Origin of the sequence: Sulfuricurvum sp. MLSB (assembly GCF_000747095.1) — a bacterium.
GTDB lineage: Bacteria > Campylobacterota > Campylobacteria > Campylobacterales > Sulfurimonadaceae > Sulfuricurvum.
On the sequence record NZ_JQGL01000144.1, the window covers coordinates 39,917 to 61,388 of the forward strand.

Below are 21,472 nucleotides of genomic sequence, written 5' to 3' on the forward strand. Positions count from 1 at the left end.
TTTGAAACGAACCGTTTTAGCCATCGATATCGGCTCGACAAAAGTTTGTGCCATCATCGCAGAAATCGATGATGACAACAGCGCACAAATCATCGGAGCCGGAATCGCAAAAGCACAGGGGCTGCGAAAGGGAAGCATCACAAACATCGAGCTGGCCAGCAAGTCGATCAAAAGTGCTCTCAATGATGCCAAACGTGTTGCGGGGACCGAACTGCGCAGTGCCGTTGTATCGATTTCCGGAGCGTATACCAAAAGCCTTAATTCAAGCGGTATCGTCAATATCCCAAATAAAGAAATTACCCTAAAAGAAATCAACCGTGTTATGCATACTTCATTGTATAACGCCAACATCCCTAATGAATTCGAAGTGTTGCATGCTCTTCCGTATAATTTCAAAGTAGACGACCAAGATTTCATCGAAGACCCGCTAGGGATGAATGCCGCACGGCTTGAAGTCGAAACGCACATCATCACAACCCAGAAAAGCAACCTGAACAATCTGCGCAAAGCGGTCAAAGCTGCCGGTGTCGAAGTCGAAAGTGTCGTGTTAAGCGGCTACGCATCGTCCATCGCCGTACTGAATCAGGATGAAAAAGAACTCGGTGCCGCCGTTGTCGACATGGGTGGGAATACGAGTAACATCGTCATTCATTCGGGTCATGCGATCCGTTACAACGACTTTTTGGGAGTCGGCTCAAACCACATCACCAACGATTTGTCGATGGCGTTGCATACCCCTCTTCAAACGGCCGACAACGTCAAAATCAGTTACGGTTCTTTGTACGCTCCGAGCAACGACCTGATCGAGCTTCCGGTAATCGGTGACGAGAGTGCGACGCACGAAGTCTCGCTTGAAGTGGTGCATAACGTTATTTATGCACGGGTCGAAGAAACGCTCATGATCATTGCCCAGTCGCTAGAAAAAAGCGGCCTTAGAGAGCAAATGGGAGCCGGAGTCGTCCTCACCGGCGGTTTTACGAAAATCGAAGGTCTGCGCGAACTGGCAGTCGCTATTTTCGACAACATGCCCGTACGCCTAGCTAAACCGAGCGATATGGGGGGATTATTCGACACCCTTAGAGATCCTTCCTACTCGGGTGCCGTCGGTCTGGTCAAATACATGGCCAACGGCTATACCCCATATGAAATCGACGTCAACAAACGGATGCGTCACGCAAGCGAAGAGCCTACGACTCAACCGCAGATTCAATTCCACGAAGAGGTGCCGGAATTTGACCTTCCTGCCGCCACTCCTCCTTTGCAGCCTGAACCGGCTAAGGAAGAGAAGAAGGCGGATGTGTCAAAAATGGTTAACATCGGATCCAATAAGCCGGTCCAAAACGACCAACCAAACCCGATTGCCAAGTTTTGGAATTGGGCAACTCAACTTTTTTAATCACGTCAAGGAGCAAGCATGGAACCATTTTCAATTGAAGAATCAACAACTCTCACAGGAGCCCGTATCGTAGCGGTCGGTGTCGGCGGCGGCGGCGGCAATATGATCGGCTTCATGCTCAAAGAGCAAATCCCGGGCATTGAGCTGATCATGGCCAATACCGATGCACAGGTGTTGGAGCAGGGAAGCGCGGCAAGTAAAATCCAGCTCGGTGCCAAATTGACCAAAGGTCTGGGTGCGGGAATGAAACCCGAAGTCGGCAAAGAATCGGCGCTCGAAAGCTATGAAGACATCGCTCGCGTGCTCGAAGGCGCCGATATCGTTTTCGTTGCCGCAGGCCTCGGCGGCGGTACCGGAACAGGTGCGGCTCCGATCATTGCAAAAATTGCCAAAGAAGTAGGTGCTTTGACAATCGCGGTCGTGACCAAACCGTTCTCATTCGAAGGAAAAAAACGTCTTAAACTGGCGGACGAAGGCCTCGAAGAGCTTAAAAAAGAATCCGATTCGATCGTCGTCATCCCTAACGATAAGCTTCTCTCGATCATCGATCCGAAACTCGGGATCAAAGAGAGCTTTAAAATCGTTGACAGCGTTCTTGCCCGTGCCGTAAGCGGTACATCGGGCGTCATCCTCTCCAGCGGTGACAACGATATCAACCTTGACTTTGCCGACCTTCAGACCGTCATGAGCCACCGCGGACTCGCGCTTATGGGCGTAGGCGAATACAAAGGGGACAATGCGGCCTACGAAGCAATCAAAAACGCCATCGAATCTCCGCTGCTCGACAATATGTCAATCAACGGTGCGCTGGGAGTATTGGTTCACTTCAGCATGCACCCTGAGTTTCCGTTTATGGAACTCTCTGCAGCGATGGATGTCGTCCATAACAGCGTCGATGACGGTGCAGACGTTATCTTCGGTACGACGACCGATGCCAATCTGCCGCAAGATTACATTCGCATCACTCTGGTAGCGACCGGATTCGAGAAAAAAGCTTCTGCCGGAATCAACAACTGCGAATTTGAAAACAAAGAAGCGGTTGCCGCTACCGCCGCTGTTGCCAAACCGCGTGTAGTCGCCCGCCCTGCCATGGTTGCCAACGGCGATTACAGCGAAGACTTCCTTGACGTTCCGACGTTTATGCGTCAGCAAAGAGACTAAACACTCTTTCCATGCTCTCTTTTGACAAACTCATGAAGGCCAAAACGCTCCTTGGCCTTCATGATAAAGCTACCCTCTCTGAAATAAAAACCCGCTACAAAACCATGATGCACCAATGGCATCCCGATAAACATCCCGATGATCCCGACGGCGCCCATGCCATGAGTACCCAGATCAACGAAGCCTATGCGACGCTCATAGAGTATTGCGAAAAATACGAATACAACTTTGATGAAAACTTTTTAAAAGAGCAGACCCTCACCCCGCAGGAGTGGTGGACGAAGAAATTCGGCGGACGTTAATGAAATGCGATAGGTCCCTCGGAGCGGGCGTGGATAAACTGCTGAACAACCTCGTTCGTTGAATTTTTAAACGTCTCTTTGTCTCCCGATTCGACGATTACGCCATCAAACAGCATCGCATAACGGTCTCCTGCTTTAAAACTCTCATTGACATCGTGACTGATCAGAATGGAGGTCATATTGATTTCGTCGCGCAAGCGGCAAATCATCTGCGTGATGAAATCGCTGGTTACAGGATCAAGCCCCGATGTCGGCTCGTCGTACAAAATCACTTCGGGTTCGAGCGCGAGCGTACGCGCCAGCCCGACCCGTTTGCGCATCCCTCCGCTCAGTTCTTCGGGATAGAGCGATTTGACGATTTCGGGTTTGAGCCCTACCATCGATATTTTTTCATCGATTTTATACTCAAGCTCTTTCGGGGTGAGTTTTTGGTGTTCGATCATCGGAAACGCCACGTTGTCGCGGATGTTCATGCTGTCGAATAACGCGCCGTTTTGAAACAGGAATCCGACCTTCGTCCGAACGGCACGCAAAGTCGTCTCATCGGCGTTATCCACCCGGATACCGCCGACGGTAATCATTCCGCCATCCGGCTTAAGAAGACCGACAATATGCTTGATAATCGTCGATTTACCGCCCCCGGAGACGCCGAAGATAACGGTCGTTTTGCCCTTCTCGATCTCAAGGTTGACCCCGCGCAGGATTTGGCGTTTGCCGAAGCTTTTTGTCACGTTCTCGAAACGGATCATCGCTTCACCGCCATCAGATAAGCCCGGCGTGAGAAAAGAACCAAAAGCATCAACAGAAGAATTTTAAAATCGAGTTCGCTTGCCTTGTGAAGCGCTTCGAAATTATTTTCCATCGTCGCTTCTTCGCCCATTTGCTGATATTCGAGGATTTTTGGCGTATAAACGGCACTAAAGAGCAGAAGCGTCCCGACCGATCCGAGCGCGCTCAGGATCGCGATTTTGTCAATTTGCATCACTTTGTAGCGGGAGAGTTCGTAGACAGTGATGAGCGCCGCCATGATGTAGCCCCAATAGCTAAAGCGGCGGAAAATCTCACCCATGATTTTTCCTTCTTCATAACGCGACAAAAGCGGTACGCTCAAAAAAAGTTCGGAGTGAAAAACGACAGCGGCGACGAAAATTCCCAATACGGCTACGGCACCGGCGGTCATACCGACCAGCAGCAAATAGGTAACATCTATAACAGCTTTTTTATTCATGAATCGCCTTTAGCGTAAATCCCCGGTCGAATCCGGCCAGATCGGTATAAAATTCCAATGATTGTACCGCAAAAGATTTGAGATATTCCTGCACTTTAAGCCGTTGGTCATACCCCATTTCGCAAGTAAAAATCGGAATACGGCGCTCAAATACCTCATCGAGCAATGCCCGGATGATTTCATCCCCGATTTCACCGCCGAACAGCGCGTTTTGCGGCTCATACGACAAATTGCTTTCAAGCGGCACGTCATGGGCGATATAAGGGGGATTGGAGACAAGCAGATCGATCGGTTCGTCCACACAGGAAAGCAAATTGCCTTCGCGCAGTTCAATCCTCCCGTTCAGACCGAAAGAGTCGATGTTTCTCCGTGCGACCACTAGCGCACGTGGGGAAATATCGACGGCGATAAAACGGGCTTTGGGCAGATGCAGCGCCAGAAGAATGGAGATAATTCCGCTCCCTACCCCTACTTCGACGACAGTCATTTCACTTTCGGGATCAACGCGTTTCAGCACTTCGTCAACCAAATGTTCCGTTTCGGGACGGGGGATTAAAGCCCCTTCATCAACGTAAAACTCCCGAGAGTAAAAACTGACACGGTTGCTCAGATATTCAAGGGGTACGTTACGCGAACGTTTGTCGATCCATTCGCACAGCTTCGGGTCGGTTTCGTCGATCAGATCATCTTGATGGGTAATGAAATAGAGCTGATCTTTGCACAGATAGGCCATCAACAGCAACTCCGCCTCCCGGCGGGGGGCTTCAACGACACCGCACAGCGCTTCGGTGATCTCCTCGTGAAGCTCTTTCAGTCGTTTGGACATGGATCGCTGTACCCTTCGCTTGTCTCGACGCGGATATCCGCACCCAGCGCTCTAAGCCGCTCGATAACGGGAGGATGGGTCGTATGGAAAAAGCGGTATAGAGGATGCGACAGCGGAAAACTTTTATTTTCACTGACGAGCTTTTTCAGAGCGTTGACCAGATGTTCGGCACCGCCGAGTTCCGCACCGCTGCGATCCGCCTCGTATTCGTTGTGACGGCTCATCAGACCAAATAGCGGCATGATGAAAAAGCTCACAACCGGCAACAGCAGTATAAAGAGCATCATCACAATATGCGGGCTGTGGGCGACTCCCATTTCCAGATAGAGAGATTCAGGCACGTTGCCGAACAGCGCAAACATCCCAAACAGCATCATGCCGACCATCGCAATGTTTTTGTACAGATCGCCGTGCGCGAAATGTCCCAATTCATGCCCCAAAACGGCAATCAATTCGGATTTTGAGAGTTTTTGGATGAGGGTATCGAAAAGGATGACCCGCTTGGATTTTCCCAAACCGCCGAAATAGGCATTGAGCCGTGCGTCGCGTTTGCTGGCATCGCTGATAAATACGCCGCTGCTGACAAATCCGGTTTTGGCCATCAGCTCTTCGATGCTGTTTTTGAGTTCGGGATCTTCCAACGGCGTTACCTTGTCAAAAAAGAGCGCCCGTATCGTCGGGAAAAACATATTGATCGCGATGACGACCGTCATAATAAAGGCAAAACTCCACACCCACCAGTGCTCGCTCGAACCAATGATCGATGCGACACCCCAGACGACAAGCGATCCGAAAATAATCGTCAACAAGGTACTTATCAGTGTATCCTTGATAAATTGTCTCCCGCTGGAACGGTTAAATCCGAAACGCGCGTCAATTTTGAATTTTGCATACCATCCCAACGGAAGCATTACGAGTCCGTTGATCAAAATAAGCCCCATCACGGCACCGATAGTGTGGAACGTTTCGTTCTGGCTCATCATAGCACCGTCCAGCCACGCGACCATCCCGCCGATCCAGGCCAGAAAAAGCCCATATTCGATAAAGCCTTCGAGCATTGAAAGCTTCTCTTTGGCTACCGCATACGCCGCCGCGTCACGGTATTCCTTTTCTCCCATCAGCACAGCTGCTTTGCGTTTCATCTGATTGATGTAACCGATCTGCATTACGCTGACGTAAAGCCGAACCACTATGTAAAACGTATAGATACCGATAACGGTCGAAATCATAAACTTCCTTGTTTCAAAAAAAGCAATTCTACCATTATTTCACCGGTACTTTTCCGATACTTTCCTCTACGCTTATCGTATCGTTTACATCGCCGTAATAGTATTTCGCACCGACTAAAACAACTCCGATCATCAATCCGATCACAATGACCATCCAAACAATCCGTTTTTTCTCACCTTTGAGGGTATTGTAGTCCTCAATTGAGTTGAGGGTAGGTTCATTATCTTTCATAAAACGCCTCCTTGTTGCACATAACAGATATAGTAACCATCTTACCCTACAATCAGTTAACAAACCGCTCCTAAAATGACGATTTAAGTTTTTTTATTGGTTATTTTTATCGTCACTATGTCCGCATTTTCAAAGTATAGCTCAGCGGCACGGTGATTCGAACCGATTTGGGAGGTTTAGGAAAATAGAGCGCTGTCTTGCGGATCAGCGCTACCGCATCTTCATCGAGAATCTCATACCCGGAGCTTCCCGCTATCACAATGTCTTCGACTTCTCCGTTGTGCTTGAGACGAAACGAGACTTTTACGTTCCCTTCCTGACGGAGACGTACCGCATTGTTTGGGTACTTTCGGTTTTTGACGAGAATATCGCGGATGGTTCCCAGATGATCTTCCATATATTGCTCTTCAACGTTAACAGACTTTGGGGCCGGCGGTTGAGGCTTGGGAACAACGGGTTGTTGAAGCGGAAACGGTTGATCGGCCTGCACGGCAACAACGGGCTGAACAGTCTGCACAGGGACATTATCGATGCCCGGTGCAGATTTGTGCGGGACGGATACGGGGGCCGGTTCATGAATATTCCGTGCCACAGGTTCGCCTGAGGACTGCTTAACGGTCTGTTTAAGAGCAGTTACGTTCAATGAGCGTTCTGTCGGTCGTTCAGACGTCTGTATCTCTGATAAAGTATTGAGCGAGAGTTCCAAGACAACTTCATCTTCCTTTTCCTCATCAGGCAGAATCATCAGGGCAAAAGCCGCCGTCATCAGACCTGCATGAAACAGCACCGATATCAGAAAAGAGTGTTTCAACTTCATGGTTTTCTCTTGGTAACAATGGAAATTTTCTCGATCTTTTGGAGTTTAAGTTGATCGAGAATAAAAATAAAATCATTGAAAAACGCTTTTTGATCCCCCAATACGCTTACACTCGCATCGCTGCCGAGTACGGCGATTCGGGATACCATTTCATCCTGCGATACTTCGGCCCCGTTCCAGAACATCGAACCGTTCTCATTGATTGCGATCTCGATTTTCTGCGGCTGCTGTATCGCACTTGATGCTTTGGGCAGATCGAGTTTGATCGCCCCCGAAGCGACAAACGTCGAAATGGTCAGGATAATGGCCAACAACACAAGAACGACATCGATCAAAGGAACGACATTGATCCCCTCTACCCGCTTAAGCGCGCGCATCTTCCCACGCTCCCATCAATAAATCCATCTTACGTAGACACGCACTGTAAATCATCATTGACGGAATGGCGACCAATAGCCCCAAGGCCGTTGCCTTGAGAGCCAGCGAAAGTCCGATAACGACTTGAGACGGCTCCATGCCACCGCTTTGGCCGATTTCGTAAAACACGACCATGATCCCCGCGACCGTTCCGAGAAGTCCCACATACGGAGCATTTGAACCAATGATCGAGATAGCTGTCAGATGATTAGACAATTCGGCTTCTGCACGATTTTTAGTCTCAAAACGCTCTATGTCCACCGAACGGTAATAAAAAAAACGCTCGATTCCATACGCAAATGCGACAACACTCATGATCCCCAAAATTCCCAAAGTCGAGTAATCGACTACCGCCTTCAATTCTTCCATTGTATTTTCCTTTCTTGATTTACGTATCGGCCCATGTCCGAAGGAGATTGTGATAGATGCTCGTCAGTTTGACCGTATCCTCATCATCTCCCAATCGCTCGCGAAATGCCATGATCGACATATCCAGATCAAACAGCAGCCTTCGTCGGTCGGTCTCTCGAATCATGCTCTCCAGCCAGGTAAAGCACGAAATACGTGCTCCGCGCGTGACGGGTTCAACCCGATGGACGCTAGAGGACGGATAAAGCACCATATCTCCTGCCGGAAGTTTGACGATTTGTGAACCAAATGTGTCCTCGATAACCAGTTCGCCTCCGTCATATTCGTCAGGATCGGAAAAAAAGAGGGTAAAGGACAAATCACTCCTCACCCGCTTTCCGCCGCCTCGCATTGTACGGATGGCGTTATCAACATGGTTGCCGAACGTGTTAAATTCGCCCGTGTAACAGTTAAACAACGGAGGAAAAATCTTTTTCGGCAATGCCGCAGTGAAAAACAATGCGTTATTGCTTAAAGCATCCAAAATAATCTTTTGAAGGGCAATCGCCGCATCGGAATCTTCAGGGAGCTGGAGATTGTTTTTTGCCTTTGCCGCCTGCGTGCCGCTGGTAACATTGCCGTCCACCCACGCAGAGGAAGCCAGTATCACACGGCACTGTGCAACCTGCTCCGAGGTGAGGACATTGGGTATATGGAGTAACATTGTTGTTTCCTTTGCCTAAGTTTTGATCTTGAAACATCGACAATGCTCCAAGATCAAAACTCCCCAAAAAGGGAGCCGTGATTTTTAAAAGAATTTATAATCCAATGTCATCTGAACGGTTCGCCCGGTTCCGGGGATCACAAATCCGCCGTTGATGTACGCTGATTCATAATACGTGGTATCCAAAAGGTTTTTCACGTTTAACTGGACCGAATAGTTTTTTAGAGCATATGCAATCATCGCATCGTAACGGATGTAACTCGGTGCGGTATTAGGATTAAAGACGTTGGTCGGACTTTCGTTTGCATAACTGTAAACGGCCCGATCACCCTTGCCTTCCAATCCTCCGCCGATTTTCCAGCCGCCGCCAAGTTTATAAGTTGTCCACAGATTGAAAGTATAATCCGTCGAATTCGGCGGTTTTTGACCGATGTACATATCATCTTTGCCCGGAGCGACTTCATCGACTTCCGGATCCATGAGTGCCACACCCGCGAATACATCCCAATTATCGGTGATCCGTCCTGCCGCTTCCAGCTCAATTCCATCGGTATGACGCTCTTTTGAGAGGATGGGATTGCTGGAAGCACTCATGACGTCAGTGTTGCGTTCCCACTCTTTGATCGTACGATAAAGGGCTGTACGCAGCGAGAGGTCACCGTCAAAAAGTTCAAATTTGGCACCGAGTTCATACGTTTCGCTTCGTTCAGGATCGTATTTATTTGAAAAAGAGTACAAATCTCCCGTCGTATTGAACGAATTATTCCACGCGAGGTAATAATGTTGCTGCTTACTTGGCTGATACGACAATCCGGCACGATAGCTCATCTCGTTAAAACGGAGTTCTCCGTTTTGAACCATATCCGCTCCGCTGTAGTAATCCATATTCAGCCAGTCTTTGCGGAAACCTGCCATCACTTTCCAGTTTGGTGCCACTTCGACGATATCTTGTGCATAGACCGCCAAGGTACGCCCTTTGTAGCCGCCGCTGATGTTGCGTTCTTTGTTCCCGTATATCGCTTTATACGCTTCCGGAAGCGTTGAACCCGATTCCAATGAATTCGGCAATTGAGCCGTCCATGCCCCTGTTGAACTCGTACGTGAATAGATAATCCCGTTACTTGCGACATGCCTTCCGGTAGCAGCGTCCGGTAATCCGTTCGCCGGTCCGTTTGCATCCGTAATATTCGGATAATACGATGCTAATCCGTCATGTCCCCAGCGGGTTTGCTCTTCACGCAAAAACTCAGTCCCGACCAATGCTTCATGCTCTAATCCGAATGCTTCAAATTTCGTCGTAAGATCGTTTTGCCACGTATCGGTTTTCTCTTTCGCTCCGTTGCCTTTGGAACTTCGATTGACCGAACCTGTGGCAGCATCATAGCCGCCTGGCGCTATTGCCCAGTTATCACGCAGATAATCGGCGTGTCGGACAACGGAGCGCAGCTGCGTGTCTTTGGAAAATTTGTGGGTGTAACTCGCGGTTGTGATGTTGACACGGTTGTCTTCATAATCATCCGTAAATCCGTAGAATACTTCATTTCCTACATCGGCCGGTCTTTTCGTCGCACTGTCGAACGGAACACCGTAGTCGGGAGTGATATGTGTTTTCAAATAATAATGCGACAGGCTAAACTCATTATCGGTGTTTAACCCAAACGTAATCGTCGGAGCAATACCGACGGTTTCATTATAAACATCGTTACGGGTACTGCCCGAATCCATTCCCATCGCATTGATGCGAAATGCCGTTGTGTCATTTAACATTGCATTGATATCGGTAGAAGCGCGTTTGTATTCTTCAGTGCCGACAGTAATGGAAAGCTTTGCGAAATTTTCTGCTTCCGCATCTTTGCTCACCTGATTGATAACACCGCCGGCTTGACCGCGACCGAATAGCATCGCTGCTCCGCCGCGCAGAACATCGACCGATTCAAGGTTAAACGTGTCCCGGTTGTACTGGGCTACGTCACGGATACCGTCAAGATACAAATCCCCAAAAGTATAAAACCCGCGAAGATTCATGTTGTCGCCGATACGACCTCCTTCGGCAGCATTAAATGTTAGCCCCGAAACATTACTCAGCGCCTCTTTGAGGGTAAATTCGGATTTGTCGTGCAGCAGTTCTTTGGTCACTACGGTAATCGCCTGCGGCACGTCATGTGCAAGCTGCCCTGTTTTGGCCGTTTTAGAAATTCCCGGCTGATAACGCGGCAATTCAATCTCGACGGTCTCTTGGATATCGATCGATTTGATCGTTGCGTTGGAATCGGCAGAATCTGCCAACAATGAACTCGCACTCATGCTTAGAAGCATTGCCCCGATCGGAAGAGTACGAGAAGTAAAAAAACGATTATGGTAGGCCATTGGCACTCCTTAAGTTTAGGAAGTGGCTGGCTACTGGCTTATGTGCGGTGGCTGGCTAAAATTAAAGCTTAGAAAGAATATTAATAATTACTTTCATTTTCAGAAATATAGCAAAACACCCTCTTTTTGTCAATATTAATAAGCGATATTATTTATATTAGATGCTGTTTTTCAGTTTTATTATAGATAAGGGCGATTACCAGCGCCCTTCGAGTGTGATGAGAATGTGCGGTTCAGAGTTGACACGATCCGTTTGGGTTTCCACAAGCGAGCCCGAAGCATACCGTTTCGTCGTCGTTTCAATCGTTGTTCCGGTCAGATTTTTGAGGTTCACTCCGGTTTTGAACGTCGAATCAAGCCGCTTGGTTGCATACAGATCCAAGGTTCCGTACCCTTTTTGCGATTCGGCTATGCCGTTCTCGTCCATCGGATCGTCATACCCCCCGACGTAACGGTATGCCGCTCCGTACGTGAGCCGGTAAACGCTCAAAGTATGGTCGATACCGACGTTGTAGAGATAATCGTTCGTCGCTTTGATCGGACGCTTGGAATCATTCAGAGTAAGGGAGGAATTTTGAAACGTCGCGTTCCCGAAAACTCCCAATCCGTTCACAAAGCCGCTCAACGATTTTTTCAGTTCGAGTTCAATACTCCACAATTTTGCTTCTCCCGCATTATAAGGACGTTCGACATAACGTCCGCCTTCCAGCGTGGTCAGTTTTTCAATCTTATCATCAATAACACGGTAAAATCCGCCGATGCTGACGATCCCCTTGTCCTCGAAGAAATGTTCATAACGCACTTCGTAACTGAGCGCTTTTTCTTCTTTGAGGTTGGTGTTTCCGCCAACATCGGGATGATTCAAATCATTGAGTTCCAACGAACTGTCAACAGTGTCGGAGAGTTCATCCAAACGCGGCAATTTGACCGTTTTGGCAATGCTGGCACGAATATTGTCATTCGACGTCAGCCGATAAAGCAAATGCATGGATGGGGCAAAATAATCCAGATGGGACGATGCGCCGAAATCTCGGGACACGTATTCGTATCGGATTCCCGGAGTTAAAATCGTATTCTCTCCGACACTGATCTCGTCTTGTCCGTACAGCGAACTTTTGTCCTGCCGCAGACGCTGATGCTCATTCGAGGTTTCGATGCCGCTGTTCAGGATGCGGATATCCTCTTGTTGGGTAAGACGTTTGAGTTCCGCGCCTGTTTTGATGAAATGCTCACCCTGCGCACGCGAATAACTCCCTTCCGCTCCCATAACGCGAAACAGACTCTCATCGTATTGAAGCTGGGTGCCGGAACGGTTCTCGCCGTCCGAATCGTTTTGGTGATATTTGAGCTTCCACTCCGCAAGCTCCGTCCCCGAGATATGGTGCTGACCCGAAAGTTTCGTCCAAAGCATAACCCCATCGCTCTCATCACGATTGTGGATAACATTGCCGAGGATTCCGTTCGTATAAATGCGCTCGTCGGAGGAGCTTTTAGCATCGTTTAATCCTAACGACGCATCAAACCCGTATTTTGTTTTCGCGTTCGGAGCGTAGATCAGCTTGGTGTTCAGGCTCAGCGCACGGAAACGTCCCTCTTCGTCGGTTATTTTCTCCGAAACCGATGGAGGTTCGTCAATATGCGTAGACGAATCGTCTTTGTGAGTGTTATCGGCATAGGTAGCGTTGAACAGATACGAAAGATCACCGTTTTTCCCCTCCCGTTGAGCGAATACCGAAGCCATCGGCTGTTCATTGTAGATGCCTCCGGTCACTTTTGCGATCGTTTTCCCCTCGGATGCAGGCTTTTTTAGTACGATATTAACGATCCCCCCCATCGCTTCGGCCGTGTATTCGGCCGAACCGTTGGTCATCACCTCGATCCTCTCAATCATATCGGGAGATATCTGTTCAAGCGGGCTGCCCCGCCGCTTCGAAGTAGCCGATACTTCTTCTCCGTCTACGAGGACTTTCGTGTACCCTTTGCCGGGAGAACCTTTTTTGCCTTTCCCCTCCGGGATCGTTACGCCGGGCGTACGCTTCAATACCTCAAGCGCATTCATATCGCCGTACTGGGTCAGTTCTTCGCCTTTGATAATTCGCTTTGCAATCGAGTTCTCTTTGCGTTCTTCAATGACGCTGTAGTGATCTTCGACTTCGATTTTATCGAGCTGAAGTATTTCCTGTGCGCAAATAAGTGAAAAAGTACAGGTGTAAAGGATAAGGGGACGTAGCAATAAGATTCCTTGGACACGGCACTTGCCGTGCCGTCTATTTGGTGAGGATCAGTTTATTACCCTTGGTAATTCGTAATACATAGACATCATTACCGTGGACAATTTTGATCGAGATGCTGTCTTTGAACAGCTCTTTGGACTCAATAACGATGTTATTATACTCTGTTGAGGATGAGCTTTCAGCAACCATTGAATCTCCTAACATGGGCAACCTTTACTTAGAAGGCGATGAATAAAGGTCTTGGGAGAAACAGTTTTGGGTTCATTTGTTTGCATTAGATATCTCCTGATGACTGCTTTGGTAGCTGTTGCTACGGATAATACCTTCGACCATCTGCCGGATCTGGCATTCGCTGCATCCGCTGAGCCCTTTGACGCACAAGAACGGAATGTCGCATTTTTTGGCTTCCCGTTTGAAATGGTTCATTGAATTATGTTTCAAAAAATCGGTCAGCATAACAACCATGTCCGTATTTTGAGGAAGCTGTTTATGGGATGTAGAATTTCGACGACTGTCCCAATGATGCGTTTTAGTTGCTCCCAGTGTCACTAACAATGCTTGAAGCCGCGTGATTTTATCGCCGCCTATGATAAGAACCGACATACAATGTTCCTTTATTGATAATTTATATCAAAATACTACACTTCATATCCTTAAATATTTATGATATTGATAAACAGTATCGTAAAGTATGCTTTATAATTTTTGATTTTTTCGTTATGATGATTGCACTATTCGTTTGTTTAACGCTATCTTCAAAGTTGAAGCGGAACGCGAATGCGGCTATCTGCACGGATTTGCTCCCTCTTTCGGGAATGAGGAGACAATTATGAAAGAACTCTGCAAGCTCAACAAAAACGAGCTCACCGCCCATCTCAAAAAAATTATCAAAATCACTAAAAAGCCGAAATTTATTTGTACGAAATGCGCCCGCGCGGCAAAAGAAAAAAAGTATCTGTGCAGTCCGGAAAAGATGTAGAAGAAAGGAATGTGCCCACAGACTCTTTGAAGTGTGAAAAAAAAGAAGGAGTGAGCACTGGCGGAATTATACACGATAAAACTTATCGGATAGATAAGTTTTATCTTTATTTTGGAGTCGGAAGTTCTGTTTATTTCGAAAACATCTCGTAACGGTACTGCGTCATCGGGGTCTCTTCGCGGTTACCCCACTCTTTCATCGAAGCATCGTACAATCGGACGTTTTTATACCCCAATACGCCGCTGAGGACGAAATAGTTATACGACGTCTCAAGTCCCCCGGTACAATAGACAAGCACCTCCTTGTTCTTATCGAGCTTGTACCCCTCTTTGAACACCGATTCAAGCGTCGCTTTGGGTTTGAGAAGGTAGTCTTTGTCTACCGAATAGTTCCATGAATAACTCATACCGCCTTTGATGTGGCCGTTGCGTTTTACCGTCGGGGTCGGAGTGATCCCCAGATACATATCGCTTGGACGGGCATCGATCATCGGAAGCTTTCCGAGTTTACTCTTTACATAGCCGATATCGGCGATTTTGGATGCATCGGGATTGGCCTTGAAAGCCGTAGGGGCGATCTTGCTCTCCTCGGAGGTCAGCGGCAACTGAGCATTTTTCCATGCTTTGATCCCACCGTCGAGGATTCCGACATTTTTAATACCGTGATAGTTTAAGGCCCAGTAGATGTAGCTCGTTTTGAGCAAATCTTTCGGTTCGTTGATCGGAGCGTACAAAACGACTTCCGTAGAGCTGTCGATGCCCAGACGGCGAATTTCTTTTTCGATCTCGCTTACAGGACGTATGGAAAGAAACGTTCCGTTATCAAAACGCCATGCGCCGATACTCGTGTGGGCAGCGCCGGGGATATGTTCCAGTGTATAACTGTCCCCGTCGGAGACTTCAACGACACGTACGGATGGATTATTCAGATGCGCACCGAGCCATTTGGCGTTCGTTAACGGCTCGACCGCCAACAGTGAGAGCGCAGCGGCCATCAAGGCAAACACTATTTTCATTTTTGTTCCTTTGGAAAAAATTCCTCAATAGTAGAAGCTTTTCACTTAAAGGATAATTTTTTTCCTTTGTTAATTTTCGATTCACATAATTTACTTTTCTGTTACCGAAAACGGACTATTATGACAGTATGAAACACGCGTACTTTATTTTCCTTGCATCTTTGCTGGCATTGAACAGTTGGGCGGAGGATTCCGTCTCTTTGCTTTCCGAAGAAAAACAGACAATTTTGCGTCTGCAAAAAGAGGTCTACGATGCCGAACATGAAAAACTTCGCACCAACTGGATCGCTCCGCTAAATCTGGAGGGCAGCTACAGTTTTGACAAAAGTGCGCAGGGAGATTACCGCAGTACAACCGAAAACGTCTCTGCCTCCATTAATCAGGATATTTTCCGCTCCGGCGGAATCACCTATCAGATCGCTTACGCCGATGCCAAAAAAGAGCGGGAAACTCTCTCGAGGCTTAAAGAAATCGCCAACCTCAACGAACAGCTTTTTACCGTCTTGCTGAGTTACCGAAAAACGCTTTATCAAAAAGAGCAGAGCCTGCAAAAGCTCAAAAATTACGAAATCGAAATTTTCATCAAACGCCAACTCTTTGAAGCGGGAAAAGCCGACATCACCGAACTCAATAATGCGTTGATGGACAAGAGTACCGAACTTAAAAATCTCGTCTCGCTTGAATACACGATGGCCGAACAACGCTTCGAAATTGCCAAGATCAGCGATGTGGATCCCGCATCGTTTGAGCTGCCGCGCTTTGAGCTGATCGATGAAAAATCGTATATGGACGGTCAGTTCGATCTGCGCTACACGCATGCCAACACCCGAACCCTGCGTTACTCGTACGATGTCACTACGACCGATTACCTCCCCTCCGTTGCTCTAAACGCTGCATTAGGGTACCAAAACTACGATCCGATCAACCGCGCAGGCGATTATGACGGCCGTTATTACAGTACGGGCGTATCCGTTACGCTTCCGCTGACGTACAACGCATCCGCCGCCATCCAGGAAGCAAAAGCGACCTATCTCAAAGAAGCGGCGGCAGCAGCCGACAAACAACGTGAAATCAGAGCCGGATACGCGCAATCGATAGAGAAAATCAAAAGCTACCGTTCAGCAATTGCCATCACGAACCAAAACCTCTTGCTTTATGAGGATTTGATCAAAGCGATCCGTTCGGGGGTCGATGCGGGGACAAAAACCGGATACGACCTGCAAACCCTCCAAAATTCCAAAACCATTGAGGAATACGATCTCAAGATCAATGAGATCAACATACAAATCGAACTGGCCAAACTCCATTTTTCTCTCAAACCTTCCAAGGACCTGTGATGAACCCTTCTACCGATACGATCGAAAATACCCTTGGCCTCAATGCCGCTGCCAAACGTCCGCTGAAAAAATATCTCATCGTTTTAGCGGTTATTCTGTTGCTCCTCGGGGCCGGTGTCTGGGTATGGACTCAGAACAACAGCCGATCCGAAATCGAGTACGTCACCGCACCCGTCGACATCAAAACACTGACGACAACCGTTTCGGCAACCGGGAACCTCGAGCCCACCAATACCGTCGAAGTAGGAATCGAAGTCTCCGGCACGATTGAAGACGTTTTGGTCGACTACAACGACCGGGTCAAAACAGGACAGGTCATGGCACGGCTCGATACGACAAAACTGCTCTCGGCCATGACCGGTTCCAGAGCCGCGTTAGCCCGATACCGGGCAAATATCGCCGAAGCCGAAGCATCTTATCTGAATGCCAAAAACGAATGGGAACGGGTGCGAAAAATGTCCGCAGCGACACAGGACAACTACCCTTCGCGTCAGGAAATGGACAATGCCCGCACGTCAATGGAGAAAAGCGCGGCCCAGGTTTCCGCCGCTAAAGCGCAGGCCGATCAGGCATCGGCCGAACTGAAAACCGACGAAGAGAATATCCGCAAAGCAACCGTTGTTTCCCCGGTGGACGGCATCGTATTGGAGCGCAAAGTCGAACCGGGACAAACCGTCGTAGCGTCGATGCAGACTCCGGTGCTGTTTACGATGGCCGAAGACCTGACCGTCATGCAGGCAATCGTCAGCGTCGACGAAGCCGACATTGGGGAAGTCAGAGAAAACCAGAAGGTAGAATTTTCCGTCGATGCTTACCCTAACCGTACCTTTTCAGGCACCATCACCCAGTTGCGCCTGAATTCACAAATCGTAAACGGTGTCGTCACGTACGATGCCGTTGTAACCGTCGAGAACAAAGACCTTTTGCTCCGGCCGGGAATGACGGTTACCGCACGCATTGTTACCGGCATGTACGGCAATCAGCTGAGCATTCCCAATGCCGCTTTGCGTTTTACTCCTCCCTCGGAAAAAGACAACGGCGTAAAAAAAGCGAAAACGATGACCGATAACACCCTCCGACACGTCTGGGTATTACGTGAAGGAACACCGGTAAAAATACCACTCAAAGTCTCCCGAACCGACGGCTCGTCAACCGCCGTCACCCAGACATCGCTCGTCAAAGGCGACAGGGTGATCATCGGCACGAAAGAGGCACAATAATGCAAAACCGCCCCGAATCGGTCATCGAACTCAAAAACGTCGTAAAGTCCTACGGCGAGGGGGAAGCGACCGCCTACGCATTGCGGGGAGTCGACCTGCATATCAGGTCGGGAGAATTTGTTGCCATCATGGGGCCGAGCGGCTCGGGAAAATCGACGGCCATGAACATCATCGGCTGTCTGGACACCCCCTCTGAAGGGATCTACCGTTTCGAAGGAGTCGACGTCGGCGCCCTTTCACGCGATCAGCGCGCCCTGCTTCGGCGCAATTACATCGGATTTATCTTTCAGGGATTCAACCTGCTGGGAAAAACCTCGGCGGTCGAAAATGTCGAGCTTCCCCTTCTGTATCGCGGCTTTTCCGCCGACGTTCGCCGAGTCAAAGCGCTGGATGCACTCCGGAGCGTCGGACTGGAGCATGTCGCGCACCATACTCCCGGAGAACTCTCCGGAGGACAGCAGCAGCGGGTCGCAATCGCACGTGCCATCGTCACCGATCCCCTTGTCCTCCTCGCCGACGAACCGACGGGAAACCTCGATACCGCCAGAAGCATCGAAGTGATGGAACTGCTCCGTTCGTTTAACCGCGACAAAGGGATCACAATCATTATGGTCACCCACGAACACGATATGGCGCAATATGCCTCCCGCTCAATCCATTTTCGCGACGGCCTCATCGACGGAGCCCTGTTATGATCTGGAACGCCTTTATCCTCGCTCTGCGAGAAATCCGCCGCAGCGCCATGCGCTCGATTCTCACCACATTGGGAATCGTCATCGGGGTAGCCTCGGTCATTGCGATGGTCATGCTCGGCGACGCGACGACGGCGTATGTCACGAACAGCATCTCGAAACTGGGAACCAACATGCTGATCATCATCCCCGGACAAGAAAGACGCGGCCCTCCCAGCAGCGACCTGACGGCCAAACGCTTCAGCCACAGCGACGTTGAGGCACTCAAACGGGAAGTCGACCGCATTCGCGGAGCCGCGCCGGTAGGATCCAATTCGATGCAGGCGGTGTACGGCAATCAAAACTATTCGACAACGATCGAGGGAAGCGATAACGACTATTTTACGATCAAAGACTGGGTATTCGCTTCGGGCCGAAGCTTTTCAGAGGCCGAGCTTCAGGGGGGAAAAGCAGTCTGCGTCATCGGTGAAACGGTACGCCGCGAACTTTTCGGCGACCAAGACCCGATAGGAGAATCCGTACGGTTGGAAAATTTTTCGTGCGAAGTGATCGGGGTGCTGGAATCCAAAGGGGCCGCGATGTTCGGCATGGATCAAGACGACATCGTCGTCGTTCCGATCCGAATGTTTCAACGCCGTATCAGCGGCAATCAGGACATATCGAGGATCATGGTATCGGCAGAGTCATCTTCCGCGATCGAAAATGTCAAAACGTCGATCACCGCACTCATGCAGGAGCGGCGGCGGATCCAAGCCGGGGCAGAGGATGATTTCAGCATCCGTGACATGCGTGAAATGGTCCAAACCCTCTCTTCCACGACGCAGATGCTCACCATTTTGCTGGGAGCCGTCGCTGCCATCAGCCTTTTGGTCGGAGGCATCGGCATTATGAACATCATGCTGGTCTCCGTCACCGAGAGGACTCGGGAGATAGGAATCCGCCTCGCGATCGGGGCTTTGGAGCGCGAAGTGCTGCTGCAGTTTCTCGTGGAGGCAATCGTCCTCTCCTCCCTTGGAGGGATCATCGGAGTCGTTCTGGGGATCGGTGTGGGGATCGGAATCAGCCTCTTTTTCGATCTTCCGCTGATTTTCAATACCTTCATCGTCATTGTCGCCTTTTTCTTTTCGGCCCTTGTCGGGATTCTCTTCGGTTATTTTCCTGCCCGAAAAGCGGCACGGCTCAATCCGATCGACGCTTTACGACATGAATGATTCGGACGATATAGTCTTAACCAAAACAAAGGAGCATTTATGAAAATCGGCTCTGCTAATACGCCTATCAATCCTTACATCCAACGAGGGTTGACTCTGAACGAAACAAAAAGCGAAGAGTTCAAAGAGAAGATAAAAAGCGGTGAAATCTCCGCAAAAACTCTTTCTCAAGCCTATTTGGTTGAATACAGTCTGATGATAGAAGCGAATTCGTCTGATAATTTTGAAGCCCAAAGCGCTCCGTTTGATATGGGGAAAATACGCGACATTCTCGAAACGATCGATTTTGCCGCTATCGGTTACACCGGAAAACCGATCGTCGACATGACCCCCGAAGAAGCCAAAGAACTTGTCGGCGAGGATGGATTTTTTGGAGTAGCGCAAACATCTGAACGGATAGCCGATTTTGTCCTCAACGGCGGAGGTGACGATCTCGAACGTCTCAAAGCCGGGCGCGAAGGAGTGATCCGCGGATTTAACGAAGCAGAAGCGATGTGGGGCGGAAAACTGCCCGACATCTCGTATGAGACTTTGGAGAAAGCGCTCGCTAAAATCGATGAGAAAATCACCGCACTCGGCGGCAAAATTCTCGACACGAGCGTTTGATTACTGCACGGTTTTACAATAAGGGCAGGTTTTTGCCGCAAACGGAATTTCCATCGCACATTCCGGGCATATTTTCGTCGTCGGTTCTGCCGGCGCGGGAGCCGGTTCTGCCGATTTCAAACGGTTGTACCCTTTTACCATCATAAACATTACCCAGCCCAAAATAAGAAACGAAATCGTATCGTTGATAAAGACCCCCAGTTTGATCGCCGGAGCCCCTGCCGCGTCCAGAGCGGCCAATGACGCGTATTCTTTGCCGTCAAGAGCGATAAATAGGGATGAAAAATCAACGCCTCCCATCAAAAGCCCGATCGGCGGCATGATAATGTTGGCAACCAAAGATTTGACGACCGTCGCAAATGCCGCCCCGAAGATAAAACCGACCGCCATATCCACGACATTTCCGGTGATAAGGAATTTTTTAAACTCTTGAAGCATGGGGAATTCTCCTTTAGTATTGCGGGTCACTCTCCGCACTGTCTTTGAAACGTTCACGAATCCTTAAAAACTCATCAAGATGCTCGAAAAAGATATCGACAAGCATCGGATCGAAATGTTTCCCTCTCTCTTCCTTGAAAAGAGTGAAAATTTTCTCATCCTCCCACGCCTTTTTATAGACCCGATCGCTTCCCAACGCGTCAAAGACATCGGCAAGCGCGGTAATACGCCCGTAAATATGGATACTTTCTCCTTGCAGACCCCGTGGATAACCGCTTCCGTTCCATTTTTCATGATGTTCATACGCTACGATAGCGGCCGTCTGCAACAGCGGCCGTTGGGAATGTTTCAACATATCATACCCCAACTCTGCGTGGGTGTCCATGATCCGTCGTTCCTCATCATCAAAACGTCCCGGCTTGTTAAGTATCGCATCGGGAATGGCGACTTTGCCGATATCGTGCATGGGCGATGCCTGCTTGAGCATTTCGGCTTCCTCTTCACTCAATCCGTGATACAACGCGAGCAATTTCGAGTATTCGGCCACCCGTTTGACATGGTTTCCCGTTTCTTTCGAACGGCTCTCGCCGATCGATCCCATCGTAAAGACAACTTCACGCTGCGTATCCTCAATCTCTTTGTTCAATGCCGTAATCTCGCTCAGAGCGTTGTCCATACCCGAGATCATCGTGT

24 protein-coding genes and 1 pseudogene are annotated in these 21,472 nt (G+C 49.1%); 9 read left to right on the forward strand and 16 right to left on the reverse strand.

The window, feature by feature from the left end; translation table 11 throughout:
- The first annotated feature begins 1 nt into the window (after nucleotide 1).
- Genes ftsA through JU82_RS10900 form a run of 3 tightly spaced genes read left to right on the forward strand, consistent with a single transcriptional unit; the run spans nucleotide 2 to nucleotide 2,859 of the window.
- Complete coding sequence (ftsA, locus tag JU82_RS10890) at nucleotides 2-1,396, forward strand: cell division protein FtsA (RefSeq protein WP_294892883.1); 1,395 nt, start codon at nucleotides 2-4, stop codon at nucleotides 1,394-1,396.
- 18 nt (nucleotides 1,397-1,414) lie between these two features.
- Nucleotides 1,415-2,557, forward strand: a complete 1,143-nt coding sequence (ftsZ, locus tag JU82_RS10895) for a cell division protein FtsZ (protein ID WP_037950600.1) — start codon at nucleotides 1,415-1,417, stop codon at nucleotides 2,555-2,557.
- An 11-nt stretch (nucleotides 2,558-2,568) separates the two neighbouring features.
- Nucleotides 2,569-2,859: a J domain-containing protein gene (locus JU82_RS10900; protein ID WP_037950602.1), complete on the forward strand. Its 291-nt coding sequence runs from the start codon at nucleotides 2,569-2,571 to the stop codon at nucleotides 2,857-2,859.
- On the opposite strand, the gene JU82_RS10905 is transcribed toward JU82_RS10900, so the two are convergent.
- The 13 genes from JU82_RS10905 to JU82_RS10960 form a co-directional block, all read right to left on the reverse strand.
- On the reverse strand, nucleotides 2,856-3,608 hold the full coding sequence (locus JU82_RS10905; RefSeq protein WP_037950604.1) for an ABC transporter ATP-binding protein: 753 nt from the start codon (nucleotides 3,606-3,608) through the stop codon (nucleotides 2,856-2,858). The two genes, JU82_RS10900 and JU82_RS10905, sit on opposite strands and share 4 nt — an antisense overlap.
- Complete coding sequence (locus tag JU82_RS10910; RefSeq protein WP_037950607.1) at nucleotides 3,605-4,087, reverse strand: DUF4149 domain-containing protein; 483 nt, start codon at nucleotides 4,085-4,087, stop codon at nucleotides 3,605-3,607. The genes JU82_RS10905 and JU82_RS10910 overlap by 4 nt, the downstream gene beginning before the upstream one ends.
- The gene (prmC, locus tag JU82_RS10915; protein WP_037950609.1) at nucleotides 4,080-4,913 is read right to left on the reverse strand and encodes a peptide chain release factor N(5)-glutamine methyltransferase; all 834 of its coding nucleotides are present in this window, start codon (nucleotides 4,911-4,913) and stop codon (nucleotides 4,080-4,082) included. Before prmC ends, JU82_RS10910 begins: the two co-directional genes overlap by 8 nt.
- Complete coding sequence (locus tag JU82_RS10920) at nucleotides 4,898-6,142, reverse strand: M48 family metallopeptidase (protein ID WP_037950615.1); 1,245 nt, start codon at nucleotides 6,140-6,142, stop codon at nucleotides 4,898-4,900. The genes prmC and JU82_RS10920 overlap by 16 nt, the downstream gene beginning before the upstream one ends.
- A gap of 34 nt (nucleotides 6,143-6,176) precedes the next feature.
- On the reverse strand, nucleotides 6,177-6,374 hold the full coding sequence (locus JU82_RS10925) for a hypothetical protein (RefSeq protein ID WP_037950617.1): 198 nt from the start codon (nucleotides 6,372-6,374) through the stop codon (nucleotides 6,177-6,179).
- A 115-nt stretch (nucleotides 6,375-6,489) separates the two neighbouring features.
- Nucleotides 6,490-7,191 (reverse strand): energy transducer TonB, encoded by a 702-nt coding sequence (locus JU82_RS12135; RefSeq protein ID WP_294892885.1) that lies wholly within the window; start codon nucleotides 7,189-7,191, stop codon nucleotides 6,490-6,492.
- Nucleotides 7,188-7,568, reverse strand: a complete 381-nt coding sequence (locus JU82_RS10935; RefSeq protein WP_037950618.1) for a biopolymer transporter ExbD — start codon at nucleotides 7,566-7,568, stop codon at nucleotides 7,188-7,190. Before JU82_RS10935 ends, JU82_RS12135 begins: the two co-directional genes overlap by 4 nt.
- Nucleotides 7,555-7,977 (reverse strand): TonB-system energizer ExbB, encoded by a 423-nt coding sequence (gene exbB / locus JU82_RS10940; RefSeq protein ID WP_037950621.1) that lies wholly within the window; start codon nucleotides 7,975-7,977, stop codon nucleotides 7,555-7,557. The genes JU82_RS10935 and exbB overlap by 14 nt, the downstream gene beginning before the upstream one ends.
- A gap of 19 nt (nucleotides 7,978-7,996) precedes the next feature.
- Nucleotides 7,997-8,680 (reverse strand): Fe2+-dependent dioxygenase, encoded by a 684-nt coding sequence (locus JU82_RS10945; protein ID WP_037950624.1) that lies wholly within the window; start codon nucleotides 8,678-8,680, stop codon nucleotides 7,997-7,999.
- A gap of 84 nt (nucleotides 8,681-8,764) precedes the next feature.
- Nucleotides 8,765-11,047: a TonB-dependent siderophore receptor gene (locus JU82_RS10950; protein ID WP_294892887.1), complete on the reverse strand. Its 2,283-nt coding sequence runs from the start codon at nucleotides 11,045-11,047 to the stop codon at nucleotides 8,765-8,767.
- 196 nt (nucleotides 11,048-11,243) lie between these two features.
- On the reverse strand, nucleotides 11,244-13,280 hold the full coding sequence (locus JU82_RS10955; RefSeq protein ID WP_037950626.1) for a TonB-dependent receptor: 2,037 nt from the start codon (nucleotides 13,278-13,280) through the stop codon (nucleotides 11,244-11,246).
- Nucleotides 13,281-13,314: 34 nt separating this feature from the next.
- The gene (locus JU82_RS12140) at nucleotides 13,315-13,470 is read right to left on the reverse strand and encodes a hemin uptake protein HemP (RefSeq protein WP_294892890.1); all 156 of its coding nucleotides are present in this window, start codon (nucleotides 13,468-13,470) and stop codon (nucleotides 13,315-13,317) included.
- Between the two features lie 72 nt (nucleotides 13,471-13,542).
- Nucleotides 13,543-13,884, reverse strand: a complete 342-nt coding sequence (locus JU82_RS10960) for a DUF2325 domain-containing protein (RefSeq protein WP_037950629.1) — start codon at nucleotides 13,882-13,884, stop codon at nucleotides 13,543-13,545.
- A gap of 136 nt (nucleotides 13,885-14,020) precedes the next feature.
- On the opposite strand from JU82_RS10960, the gene JU82_RS10965 reads away from it, so the two are divergent.
- Nucleotides 14,021-14,260: a hypothetical protein gene (locus JU82_RS10965; protein ID WP_037950632.1), complete on the forward strand. Its 240-nt coding sequence runs from the start codon at nucleotides 14,021-14,023 to the stop codon at nucleotides 14,258-14,260.
- A gap of 130 nt (nucleotides 14,261-14,390) precedes the next feature.
- On the opposite strand, the gene JU82_RS10970 is transcribed toward JU82_RS10965, so the two are convergent.
- Nucleotides 14,391-15,275, reverse strand: a complete 885-nt coding sequence (locus JU82_RS10970; RefSeq protein WP_037950635.1) for a sulfurtransferase — start codon at nucleotides 15,273-15,275, stop codon at nucleotides 14,391-14,393.
- A gap of 128 nt (nucleotides 15,276-15,403) precedes the next feature.
- Between JU82_RS10970 and JU82_RS10975 the strand changes: the two genes are divergently transcribed.
- The 5 genes from JU82_RS10975 to JU82_RS10995 are packed head-to-tail and all read left to right on the forward strand — an operon-like array spanning nucleotide 15,404 to nucleotide 20,341.
- A complete protein-coding gene (locus tag JU82_RS10975) occupies nucleotides 15,404-16,612 on the forward strand; it encodes a TolC family protein (RefSeq protein ID WP_037950638.1) in 1,209 nt (402 codons plus the stop codon).
- The gene (locus JU82_RS10980) at nucleotides 16,612-17,832 is read left to right on the forward strand and encodes an efflux RND transporter periplasmic adaptor subunit (protein ID WP_037950640.1); all 1,221 of its coding nucleotides are present in this window, start codon (nucleotides 16,612-16,614) and stop codon (nucleotides 17,830-17,832) included. The genes JU82_RS10975 and JU82_RS10980 overlap by 1 nt, the downstream gene beginning before the upstream one ends.
- Nucleotides 17,832-18,527, forward strand: a complete 696-nt coding sequence (locus JU82_RS10985; protein ID WP_037950642.1) for an ABC transporter ATP-binding protein — start codon at nucleotides 17,832-17,834, stop codon at nucleotides 18,525-18,527. Before JU82_RS10980 ends, JU82_RS10985 begins: the two co-directional genes overlap by 1 nt.
- On the forward strand, nucleotides 18,524-19,735 hold the full coding sequence (locus tag JU82_RS10990) for an ABC transporter permease (RefSeq protein WP_037950644.1): 1,212 nt from the start codon (nucleotides 18,524-18,526) through the stop codon (nucleotides 19,733-19,735). Before JU82_RS10985 ends, JU82_RS10990 begins: the two co-directional genes overlap by 4 nt.
- Nucleotides 19,736-19,774: 39 nt before the next feature.
- Nucleotides 19,775-20,341, forward strand: coding sequence for a hypothetical protein (locus JU82_RS10995; protein ID WP_037950646.1), 567 nt, complete (start codon nucleotides 19,775-19,777; stop codon nucleotides 20,339-20,341).
- Here the strand turns inward: JU82_RS10995 and mscL are convergent, their stop codons facing one another.
- A complete protein-coding gene (gene mscL, locus JU82_RS11000) occupies nucleotides 20,342-20,779 on the reverse strand; it encodes a large conductance mechanosensitive channel protein MscL (protein ID WP_037950648.1) in 438 nt (145 codons plus the stop codon). It lies immediately after the preceding gene.
- A gap of 13 nt (nucleotides 20,780-20,792) precedes the next feature.
- A pseudogene (locus JU82_RS11005) lies at nucleotides 20,793-21,449 on the reverse strand (HD domain-containing phosphohydrolase); the annotation flags it as partial.
- Nucleotides 21,450-21,472: the final 23 nt, after the last annotated feature.